General features: G+C 37.8%; 8 protein-coding genes and 1 pseudogene. 1 reads left to right on the plus strand and 8 read right to left on the minus strand.

What is annotated here, in order from left to right:
- Positions 1 to 421: pseudogene (locus tag BWI92_RS16060) on the plus strand (hypothetical protein); the annotation flags it as partial.
- A gap of 127 nt (positions 422 to 548) precedes the next feature.
- Here BWI92_RS16060 and BWI92_RS16065 read toward each other — a convergent pair.
- The 8 genes from BWI92_RS16065 to BWI92_RS16100 all read right to left on the minus strand — a co-directional run bounded on the left by BWI92_RS16065 (position 549) and on the right by BWI92_RS16100 (position 11,391).
- Positions 549 to 1,331, minus strand: coding sequence for an SDR family oxidoreductase (locus BWI92_RS16065; protein WP_095164291.1), 783 nt, complete (start codon positions 1,329 to 1,331; stop codon positions 549 to 551).
- An 8-nt stretch (positions 1,332 to 1,339) separates the two neighbouring features.
- Complete coding sequence (locus BWI92_RS16070) at positions 1,340 to 2,167, minus strand: amidohydrolase (protein ID WP_095164292.1); 828 nt, start codon at positions 2,165 to 2,167, stop codon at positions 1,340 to 1,342.
- 379 nt (positions 2,168 to 2,546) lie between these two features.
- Positions 2,547 to 3,404 carry a fumarylacetoacetate hydrolase family protein gene (locus BWI92_RS16075; protein ID WP_095164294.1) on the minus strand — a complete coding sequence of 286 codons (858 nt, stop codon included), beginning with the start codon at positions 3,402 to 3,404 and terminating at the stop codon, positions 2,547 to 2,549.
- 53 nt (positions 3,405 to 3,457) lie between these two features.
- Entirely contained in the window at positions 3,458 to 4,126 is a 669-nt protein-coding gene (locus tag BWI92_RS16080; protein WP_095164296.1) for an SGNH/GDSL hydrolase family protein, read from the minus strand.
- Between the two features lie 100 nt (positions 4,127 to 4,226).
- Positions 4,227 to 4,991 (minus strand): SDR family NAD(P)-dependent oxidoreductase, encoded by a 765-nt coding sequence (locus BWI92_RS16085; protein ID WP_095164299.1) that lies wholly within the window; start codon positions 4,989 to 4,991, stop codon positions 4,227 to 4,229.
- Positions 4,992 to 5,209: 218 nt separating this feature from the next.
- Positions 5,210 to 6,868, minus strand: a complete 1,659-nt coding sequence (locus BWI92_RS16090) for a UxaA family hydrolase (protein WP_095164301.1) — start codon at positions 6,866 to 6,868, stop codon at positions 5,210 to 5,212.
- Positions 6,869 to 7,049: 181 nt separating this feature from the next.
- Entirely contained in the window at positions 7,050 to 7,592 is a 543-nt protein-coding gene (locus BWI92_RS16095) for a hypothetical protein (protein ID WP_095164303.1), read from the minus strand.
- Positions 7,593 to 8,028: 436 nt separating this feature from the next.
- Positions 8,029 to 11,391, minus strand: a complete 3,363-nt coding sequence (locus BWI92_RS16100) for a T9SS type A sorting domain-containing protein (protein ID WP_409024754.1) — start codon at positions 11,389 to 11,391, stop codon at positions 8,029 to 8,031.
- Positions 11,392 to 12,205 lie beyond the last annotated feature (814 nt).

A 12,205-nucleotide genomic window follows, 5' to 3' on the forward strand; every position in this document is an offset into this window, starting at 1 on the left:
TGAAGACATTAACTTGTCGTTAGTAATAGTGAGAGATACCAAAAACTATCAGTCACCACTCTATTTATTAACCTCATTGCCTGTAGAATCAGCTAAGGATGCTTGGGAAATATGTCATAGCTACATGCACCGATGGAATATCGAACAGGCGTTTAGATTCGCCAAAACTGAGCTAGCTATTGAATCTCCTAGGTTATGGTTCTTCGAAAATACCCTCAAACTATTAGCCATCGTCTCACTTATTTACGACTTCTTGATGAAACTCATCAGGAATTGGCCATCTATTATCAAGATAATCATCAATCAATTTGCTCATAGAACAGGAAATCGGTGCCAAAATGCTTTGACACCGATTTATCGATTGAGAACGGCCATCCAAAACATGCTATGGTGCTACTTCGCACAACAAAATTCGGGATGACTCATGTTTCTTTCTTCTATGGCTATAGACAAGTTAAGAATTAATGCAAAACTAATTTTAGATATTTATGAAAATGAAATATTGATAACTAAAATTTACATTCACAACTCATTAATTCAGCATTAAGCTATATCAAAGCTCTATCCAAATGAACATATCCTCCATCCACGTGGATGAGTTGTCCAGTCGTATGACTTGAGCGTTTTGATAATAAAAATGCTACCATGTCCGCAATTTCTTGCGAACTTGTCATTCTTTTTCCTAATGGAATTTTATCAGTAATTTTTGATAAAGTTTCTTCTGGATTTGGCAATGATTTGATCCATCTGTCATACAATGGCGTATAACACTCTGCCACCACCAAAGCATTGACACGGATACCAAATGGCAATAACTCTACCGCCCATTCACGAGTCAAAGCATTACGCCCACCGTTAGAAGCTGCATAAGCTGAAGTTCCTCCCTGACCAGTTTCGGCAGTTTTTGAAGTGACATTAACGATAGACCCTTTTGATTCCTTCAAATATGGCAACGCATGATGTGCCATCAAGTAATAGTGAATCAAGTTGGAATGTAATGACTTGATAAAGCGCTCATAATTACCACTTTCCAAGCCAACACCATCATTTACACCAGCATTATTTACTAATCCGTCGATACGACCAAAAGTAGTAGCAATTTCCTTAATCGCTTTCTCACACTCGGTAGGCTCGCTCAATTCGGCTACAAATGACCATGCCTGACCACCAGCAGCTTGAATCGCCTCTACTGTACGGAGGTTATCTTGCTCGTTGCGACCTACAATCGCTACAAAAGCTCCCTCAGCAGCCAAAGACGTTGAGATGCCTTCGCCTATACCTTTTGCACCACCAGTTACAATGATGACTTTTTCTTTAAGTCCTAAGTTCATTTGGAAATTTAGAGATTATAGAATTTTTGAGCCGTACCACCCATAATTTTCTTCTGCTCTAATGGAGTCAAATTACCAATAAAATCTGTTACAATGCCCAATACTTCTTCGTATTGACCTGCAACTAAACATACTGGCCAATCCGAGCCGAACATAAGGCGTTCGGGTCCAAAAGCTTTGAGTACGGTTTCTAAATACACTTTAAAATCAGCAGGTTTCCAACTCTCCCATTCACCTTCGGTAATGATTCCTGAAAGTTTACAGTACACATTTTGGTGTAAAGCCAACTTTTTGATTTCGGTTTGCCATGTTCCATACTCACCACTTTTAATATCTGGTTTGGCGATATGGTCCAGTACAAATTTTTGTTCAGGAAATAACTTTACAAAACGAATAGCTTGATCGAGTTGGTAATGATAAATCAGAATATCGTAGGTAAAATCATACGCACCAAGCTCGGTGATTCCTGCCTTAAATTTAGGGCGAAGCATAAATTCAGGATCAGTCTCACCTTGAACCACATGACGAAAACCTTTTACGATTTTAAATTCTGAATAATATTCCAAGCGGTCGTACACATCATCGGCCATCAAATCTACCCAACCGACTACACCTTTGATAAAATCATTTTTTGAAGCAAGCTCAATCAAAAAATCGGTTTCAGCCTCAGATTGGTCAGCTTGCACAGCCACACAGCCATCGATACCGTTTTGTTGAAGGATTGGAGCTAAATCTTCTGGAAGAAAATCCTTACGAATCTTCTTCATTTCATCATTTATCCATTCGTGTTTAGAAGGGTCGTATTGCCAAAAATGTTGATGCGAATCAATTTTCATAATGTTGTTAGCTAATTGAAGGATGATTATAGTTCATTTTCACTAAAAGATTTCCTAGTTATTCTAAGAGACCATATTTTGTTTTGAAATGTTTCGAGAAGTAAGCTGAAGTTATTTGTTAATAGTATATCTGTTACTGGAATAACCTCACAATCAGAGGTGTATTATCATTTTTTATTACAGATATACTATTAATTTTGTTTGCAATTGGCATTAGGCTGAAAATATCTATTGCCTAATACCTAAGGCTAATAGCCTAAAGCCTTTTCTAAAGAAACATTTCAAAACTCAATATACAAGCGTATGTGAATTTGGACAAACCTTTTAGCGAAATACCATCGCCTACTCGGTCAAAGCCTTCAATTATACTCTAAGCAGATTAATTTCTAGACCAGTTTTTAGCAACTTGTTTTGAAGAACCTAAGTTTTCGATACCTAGTTCTACCACGTCGCCTTCTTTCAAGTAAATTGGTGGGTTGAAGCCCAAACCAACACCTGGAGGTGTTCCTGTTGAAATAATATCACCTGGCAATAAGGTCATAAATTGACTTAAATAAGAAACTAAAGTTGGGATTTTGAAAATCAATTGGTCGGTGTTACTGTTTTGGAAAGTCTTTCCATTCACCGTCAACCACATTTTCAAATTATTGATATCCTCAATTTCGTCTTGCGTTGCAAGGAATGGTCCCATTGGTGCGAAAGTATCACATCCTTTACCTTTAGACCAGTTACCTCCTCTTTCGATTTGAAATTCTCTTTCAGAAACATCGTTGTGTAAGCAATATCCTGCTACATAATCTAATGCCTCTGATTCGTCAACATATTGTGCTTTTTTACCAATGACAAAGGCCAATTCAACTTCCCAGTCAGTCTTTACTGAATTGCGAGGAATAATAATATCGTCGTTCGGACCAGAAAGCGCTGTCGTTGATTTGAAGAAAATAATTGGTTCTTGAGGAATGGCAGCACCAGTTTCACGAGCATGATCCGCAAAGTTCAAACCAATACAAACGATTTTTGAAGGACGAGCCACACATGAACCCAAACGTACATCTTCAGCAACTTCTGCCAAAGTACCTTGATTAGACTCTAACCAAGCTGCCAAGCGAGTTAGACCATCATTTTCAAAAAACTGTTCGTTATAATCTTCTCCAAAACCAGAAGCATCATAACGTTTTCCTTCGATAATTACGCCTGGTTTTTCTTTACCAAATTCACCAAATCTTATTAGTTTCATGATTTTACTTTTTCAACTAATCATTAGTTGAAATATTTAATTAAAAGTTTTGATTACAATTTTAACAATTCAGCTAGCATAAGTTCAGCTACTGTATTGTTGCCAAGATCGTTCAAGTGAACTCTATCAGTAGTTAGAATTCCTGAATCCTTGTTAGTAGCGTTATTGGCCAAGTCATAGGCTAAAAATGCTTTTCTTAAGTCAACCAAGGGTAAGCTATTTTTTTCAGCCAGTTTGCGAATAAGGTTTGAATAATGATTCATATCGCCATCTTGTGGGTTACTAAAATCATTTTTCTCTCCAATAACCGCAGGTGTACACAATACCACTTTAGCACCGCTTGCCTTAATCTTGTCGATAAGTGCTTGATAAAATCTTACGAATTTATCTGGATCCGTACCAGTCCCTGAGGTGGTTTTATGCCAAACATCGTTTACTCCAACATAGATAAAAACGGCATCGGGCTTTTTTTCTAAAACGTCGGATTCGAGTCTCAGATATAAATCGTATACTTTGTTTCCTCCAATCCCTGCTCCAATTAATTCATATTTTGAACCAAGGTTTTTACCAGTTAATAATTCACCAATACGAGTGATGTAACCGTTGGGTTTCACACCAGCTTGTGTGATAGAGTCGCCAAAGAAAATAACTTTTTTAGGTTTGTCAGCAACAAAAGAGGCTAAAGCTAATACCGTAAGAAGGGCAAAAATTGTTTTACGCATCTGTTTTGAGATAATTAATGAATAATTGATTTATAGTGTTGGGTGAAAATACTCACGCCATTTAATTACTCTTATCCTTTCTTGACAGGAAAACAAACTCTTAGTTGTTCAAACGGATAAATCCACCATCAATTGGGTAGTCTGTACCAGTGATAAATGATGCTTCATCAGAGCATAAATACAAGGCAAGCGCAGCTACTTCCTCAGGTTTTGCCATACGACCAATAGGCTGAGTGGCAGAAAGTTTCTCGAACATTTCCTCCTCACGACCCGGATAATTTTTTGCAATAAAACCATCCACAAATGGCGTATGTACACGCGCTGGCGAAATACAGTTACAACGAATATTATTTTTGATATAATCTTTCGCCACCGAAAGTGTCATGGTTAATACCGCACCTTTTGACATAGAATAAGCAAAACGATCTGGTAAACCAATAGATGATGCGATAGAAGCCATGTTTAAAATTACACCGCCTCCATTAGCTTTCATAACTGGAACAACCGCATAAAGTGTATTGTAAACACCCTTTACATTTACGTTGTAAACTCTTTCAAAGGCATCAGCATCGCAGTTTTCCAACGAACCCACGTGAGCAATACCAGCGTTGTTGACCAATACATCTACTTTTCCGATGCTGTTAATCACTTCGCTAACTTGAGCTTGATTACTTACGTCACACGCATGAACTTGCGCTTGTCCGCCAGCCTCAATTATTTCAGACACTGACGATTCTCCAGCAGAAGCATTCAGTTCTAAGATATGAACTGTGGCACCTTGCTTTCCAAATAATACTGAGATAGCCTTACCAATACCGCTACCTCCACCTGTGACTACTGCTACTTTTCCTGATAAACTAAACATAAGATGTATATTTATTTGGCTGTTTGAAATCGCCAATGGATTGTTTTATTTTTAAAGATTGCTTTAGGCAATAAGCTATATGCATTAGGCAAATAAGCTTCCTTAAGTTTATGTTTTTTTGCCAAAAGCCATAGCCCAAACTTGAATTTCATTTTGCCCACCTACTTATTCTGAGATATTTCCGAAATCCAAAATCTGAAATAATTAATCAATAAGACTTAAAGGCTTACCCCTCTTCTCCAGAACATAAAATCATCTTGTCCTAGCTCCATTGCTTTGGTTTGGTACTCACCAGAAGCCAAGCCGATAATATATTCTAAAACCATCTCGCCCATTTCTTCTACTGATTTTTCTCCTTCGATAATTGGTCCGCAGTCAATATCTATGATTTCTGGTAATTTTTGAGCCAATTTTGTATTCGTCGAAAGCTTTACCATAGGACAAATTGGGTTACCTGTTGGCGTACCCAAACCTGTAGTAAACAATTGAATCGTAGCACCAGCACCAGCCATTCCTGAGGTCGCCAATACATCGTTACCCGGTGTACAAACCAAATTCAAGCCTGCTTTTTTCGAGTATTGACCATATCCCAAAGCATCTACTACAGGTGATGAACCCGCTTTCTTGGCAGCCCCCGCCGACTTGATTGCATCGGTAATCAAGCCATCTTTAATATTTCCAGGGGAAGGGTTCATATCAAAACCTGCACCAACGGCCTCGGCACGACGGGCATATTCCTTCATCAAATACCCAAAATTATCGGCCACTTCCGCAGTTACCGCACGGTTTTGCAATTCTTGTTCAACTCCACACAATTCAGGAAACTCCGCAATCATCACATTGGCTCCAAGGGCTACCAACAAATCTGCAGTATGACCAATAGCAGGATTGGCAGAAATACCTGAAAAACCATCCGAACCACCACATTTTACACCAACTCTCAACTTGCTCAAAGGGGCGGGCTTTCTTTCGATTTCATTGATTTGAATCATGCCTACAAATGTTTGACGAATAGCCTCCGCCAACATTTGTGACTCACCCGAACCTAAATCTTGTTGTTGTTCGAGGATATATAGTGGTTTTTCGAAATTTGGAGAAATTTTATGGATAGCCTCTTGTAAAATACTCACTTGAGAGTGTTGGCATCCTAAGCTTAGCACGGTAATACCCGCTACATTGGGATTGACACAATAGCCCGCAAGAAGGTTACAAAGGTTTTCTGAATCTTCACGATTTTCGCCACAACCACTTTCATGCGTTAAGAACTTAATACCATCAACGTTCTTGAATACACGATTCTGACGATAGTCGGATTTCTTTTGTTGGAAAGTAAAAGTTTTCAATGAATCGATGTCGGCACCAGACTGATACGCATCTAATAAGGTACTAACTTGATCGAGGTACAAATCTGGTTGTGCATATCCTAAAGCCTTCAAAAACGCTTGCTTCATGATATTTACATTACGATTTTCACAAAAAACTAAAGGAATCACTAACCAATAATTTTGCGTACCTACCTGACCATCAGCACGATGATACCCCATAAAAGTACGATTTTGCCATGCAGAAACATCAGGTGCTTGCCAAGTGTAGTCCTTCAATTTTCCTTGAAAAGGCTCTGAAGCATGTTTTAAGTTAAAAGTATGAATCAGCCCTCCAGCAGGAATAGGCATTTGTGCTTTTCCCACTAAAACACCATACATGGTAACCTCTTCACCTTGTTTTAAATCATCGATAGTAAACTTATGTTTGGCAGCGATATCATCTTGTAAAATGATTGTTTTTCCTTTAAAAACAACCTCTTCGCCCTTTTTCAAATCACATAGAGCCACCAACACATTGTCAGTTGGATTTATTTGTAAAAATGTTCTTTTCACAGTGTATCTTTCTTTTGTTATCTGCTAGAAGAAGGGACAAGTTTGAAAAAATACTCTTTCAGCTTTTCAAAATTTGCAAAAAAATCCTCCGAAAATTCCTGTATTAATAAAAAAGAGGAACTCTGATGAATTCCTCTTAAAAATTGCTTTATCCGAATGTGTTTGTGGAATTTATTATATTTTAGTACATACCACCGCCGATGGTAATGGCAGCTTTTAGACCTAGGTATGACATATTTTTAGGGGCTAAATTGTATTCGGCAGCCAAACGGAAATGGCTCAATTGAACCCCCACGCGAGGAACTAATCCAAAGCCTGAACCACCTGCTGCCTCAACAGGAGTCGTCCCAGTGTTATATATCGCGGCTGTAGCTCCAGAAAAAAGACCTACCCCAAGACCGCCGAAAAATCTACTTTTGCCTTCACCAAGGTAATAATCGCCCGTCAAGATATAAGAGCCAACTGCACCGATAGAAGAAGATGTTTCTGTTCCAGCTCCGAATAGGGCTGCCTCTAATTTTAATCCTGCAACAAAGTTATCGTTTATGGCATAGGCTGGTTCAATGGAAATACCTGCACCTGCACCGTAACCTTTAGTATAATTTGGAATCACATAGGTGAATGGAGAAATATGAACTCTGAATGGTACATAAGATTCTGATTGTGCATTTGAAGAAAATGCGAAGCTAATAGCAATAGCTAGTGTTAATAAAATTTTGTTCATGAACTTTTGTAGATGATTAATAAATTTTGATAAAGCAATTATTCAATAATCTACAAATTTAGCTTATTTACACTAATAATCTTCGATAAAATACAATTTTATATACTTATTAGCATAAAAGTAAATATTTTTAGAATCAACTTAATATAGAATAATATTGATTATATGAGACTGTAAAATAAGATTTAAGTTATATGCTTAGGCACTAGGTGGCAGGCATTAGGCAAAGAGTTTTAATGTGTTTTTTAGTAACTACAGCCATGCTTTTTTCCAAAACCCACAGCCGAAGGCCGTTACCTGAAAGCCCCAAACATAAACTTGAATTTTATTTTGCCCACTAACTTCGAATGCATTAAAAAACTAGTAACGACCTCTTGGAATAGTTAAACCCAGAGAAGTTGTAGAACTCTGGGTGTTTTCTTTCCTGAAAATAACACTAGTACTTTTGTACTTTAAGCATAACTTTCTTCGTGGATGATTCCACCGAAAAGAAATAAATACCAGACGCCTGTCCGCCCATATCAATTAAATTATCTCCTTGGCTTAAGACTTTTTCTAGCACTACTTTTCCCATTGCATCATAAACATTTAGTCTTGCATCTTGTACAACATTCATCAAAGTGAGCACTCCATCAGTTGGGTTTGGTGCTACTCGTATTCCCCAATCTGATAACTCTTCAATTCCTGTGACAATCAATAATTGAGCTTGAGATTTTGAGCCAACTTTTCCAGCACATAGATTATTACTCACTGAACTGATAAGAAATTTTGTTCCCATCGTGGCAATTACAGGAATACTGAATTGGGAAGTTGTGGTGGTATAATTATAAAAAACAGCATTATCGTCTTTAAGCAATAATTTGATGGGTAATGCTCCTGTAGTTGAAATGCTCAAAGCGGGAGTTTGTCCTGACATTACATAAATATTTGTGGAGTCAAACTGCGCCGTTGGAATTTTATGAATCGTTATTGGATATGGACTTGTTGTACTCGTACTGTTGGAGGTATTTGCGATAGCCTTAAACCGATAACCGAAACCAGTTGAAGCTACTTCTGGCAAGGTCGCCGATAGCGTATTTGAACTTTGTGCAATAACGGGAATTTTCACAAAGTTATTCCCAACACTATCAGACATATATAAGTCATACGTAGTGCCTGTATCGTAGGTTCCCGTAAGTTTGAAATTGACTTTTATGGTCTGGTTTCCACAAGCGTAGTTGTAGTATTGAATAGTTTCTTGATTCTCAAGGGATGTAATCTCAACAGATTTTGCCGAAACTGGATTAACAGTAATTTGAGCCGCACCCGTAACAGTACCTGCACCACACAAGTTGGAGACAGAAGAAAGAGTAAAAGACGTTGAAGCCTTTGGACTTACTGGGAGAAATACATAATTATTATTACCTCCCAAAGTCAACGTGTTTGACGAACCATCGCTCAGGGTATAGTTTACCAAGTCTGAACTAAAATCTCTACCAAAATACTTTCCCAGTGAATTTGAAACAATCTTCAGATAAGTGGTTTGTCCAGCGTTGATTGTTGCACTACCTACCACAGAAATAAGTGGTTTTTCCTTCAAACTTAAAAACTGCGTACTGGCGTCTGCCTCCCTTGAGGCTGATCTCAACTCAATATAGTGGTCGCCAGTGGTGAGGTCTTTTGGAATAGTAAACGAGTACTGTCCGTTATCAGTAACTGAAAGTACATTGTACTCTTTTGCAGTATATCCATCCTTGATGACAAGGTTAAATCCTTTATTGGCAAATACTCCTTGAGTATTGATATTGACGGACACCTTCTCATCACGGCAATAGGTAGACCCTTTCAGGTAATTCCATCCAAGAATAGGCTTTACTACTACACTCAAATTAACTGGAATTTCTGTGAGCCCACATTGGTTAACCGCCTTTACCGAGGTAAAAGTTGCCGACTGTGAGGGATACAAATCATAGCTGGAAGTTCCCGTGTATAAAAAACCATTATAGACCGTATTTCCTCCATTTAGCTGTAAATTTAGGCTTTCGCCTGTCGTATTGGTGTAAATAAATGTTACTCTCTCTCCTACTTTTATGGGAGAAGTATTCGATATAGAAAGCTTTAGGTTAGAAGGTGATGGCGCCTCAACATAATTAAAATAAATCTTCAGACTCTCATTAGCTGGATTTTCAACATCTGACAATTCAATGGCATAAGAACCTAATGGTAAGTCGGTTGGAATAGAAAAGTTGATAATGTCGGTACTGATATTGTCCAATAAATTTCGTCTAATTGATTCACTTCCATAGATTGAAATAACATCTAATTTCAATTTAAAATGTGTCTCATAAGGGTTTAAGAGATTCAATACCTGAATCGGTAATTTGATGGTACTACCTTTACAAAAGGTTTGAGTTTGATAATAACTAATCGAACTCAAGGTTTTATCCTTTACATAAACGGTATAGTCCTGCTCAGATATACTCGATGCTCCACATTGATTACTAATCTCAGTCAAAGAAATTGTATTCGATTTTGTCAGATAGGCTGGAAGTGTAGAATAACCTTCCGTAGAAACGAAATACTGAGCACCTTCCTTAGATTTGATCAGATAGGGTGCGCCACCCGTTGCATAAAAATTGATAGGGTTTTCGTATGAGCCTTGTGATAGTACAACTCCTCCTTTCTTGCTAGAATTGAAGGTGGGCATAGCCTTTACTGTAATCGGAATAAGATTACTGTTAATCGTTGAACTTGAATTGCGCACTCTCAAGTACCCACCTCTTATATCAGATAAATCTGGAACTTTCCAAGTTGCTTTTCCATCAACGAGTTCTGCAAGATTTTCTTTAAATATGGTTGAATTGTCGTAATTAACTAAGTCGACCATAAATTTAGTTCCTGGCTCAAAGTTGCCACTTTTCTGCAAAGTCATATTGACAGTTGTACCAGCACAAATCACTTGATCGTCTGGAACGTCAAGCTTAAGTATGATAGATTTTTCTTCATTTTGTACCGTAAAATCAATTTTAGTATCCAAATTGGCATTTAGTCCACAGGAGTTTTCTGCTGAAAGTATTGACAAGGTTTGTGATTTAGCCACATAATATTGCTTGGTATAATATCCTCCAGGCAACGATGAAAGTACATCTCCGTTACTGAGTTTTAGGGTCATCGGGTCTCCACCATTAAGCAAAAACCCTAAATTCACATTTTGTGGTAGTGCGGATATTGGAGTGCCAGAAAACAAGATTTTGGGGCTCGGCATTCTTTTAAATTTTATCATATTTGGGCTCATGTTATTACTACTGGGAGTACTCTCTGTCCAGAGTTGTAGATAATAACTTGAATACTCAAGCATGGTAAAATTCGAGGGTAAAACAAATCTTGCTCTGTTGTTTGCCAAAACAACGCCTTCGATACTAAAATTGTCGCTTCCGCTATAGCCATCTTTTCTACCCGCATAAATCTTTTCTCCAATCTTGAGATTGATATTTGACTTGAATTTTACTTCAAAACTACCCCCAGCACAAACCTCCGAAACAGATATTGAATCGGTGATAATTGATGGAGCTATAGTTATTTTGATAGAATCTAAACCTGCTTTATGATTACCACAAACCGTGGTAAATGAGTCTATTTTGCAATACCCACCAGATTTTGGTTTGAAATAAATCCAATTAGTGTTATTGTAAAAACTAAAATTGAAGGATTCGCCCGTGTTGAGTTTAAGCTTGCTTGGCAGTGCTCCATTACTAGCATACTCCAAACTTACATCGTTGCCATAGAGAATAGTTGGGTCTTTGGACTTGAACGTCAGCATTGGACTAGGATAAAGTTTCAAAATCTCAGAATAGACATTGGATACAACCGCAGGACTCGTTGTGACAATTTGGACACTGTATGATTTTGCAGGAATATTTGTTGGTAAAACAGCCTCTAAATAACCGTCCTTTTCAATAGCCAAAACATCATAGGATTTAGGGTTAATGGAGGGATATATCTGTTCGACAAGTCGGATATAGAATTGATTACCAGCATTCCACGTACCACTTTTTTGGATTTTAATTCTAAAAGTATGATTCGTACACGCCACATTCAAGGCGCTCAATATCCTTACATACTGATCTGAGACATTCAAGTAGAATTTTCCTGTAGAGCTTCCGACTCCGCATCCACTATAGACTTGTTTGATATAAATTGAGTCTGATTTTAAGGCATTTATGGTAATTTTTTTGGGCGTATTCTCAAAAATATACGAGCCATTGATATTAAAGATTTGACCGTTATTTAACGTTAGGTTCAAATTATTGTATCCAAAATGATTCAAATCCAAGGAGATAGGTTCGGTAGGATAAGCTTGATTTTTGGAAATACCCGATAGTTCCACCTTCGCGTCGCCAGCCAACACAGCATAAGTTTGATTGGAGATGGAGGAAGGACTTGTGCTCTTTATTCTAAAATTGATACTTGACGACTCTCCAAGAATTTTTAAGCTCTCATAATTTGGTAAGTCAGCCAACATGATATTCGAGGAATCTTTAAAAGCAATAACTTTCCAGTTCAAATCAGAATTCCCTACCCTGTATTCAAGTTGGAATTTGTTATCCGCATTAAAGTTACCAGCGGTTTCGTAC

Origin of the sequence: Flectobacillus sp. BAB-3569, assembly GCF_002270355.1 — a bacterium.
In the GTDB taxonomy this organism is placed as follows: domain Bacteria; phylum Bacteroidota; class Bacteroidia; order Cytophagales; family Spirosomataceae; genus Flectobacillus; species Flectobacillus roseus.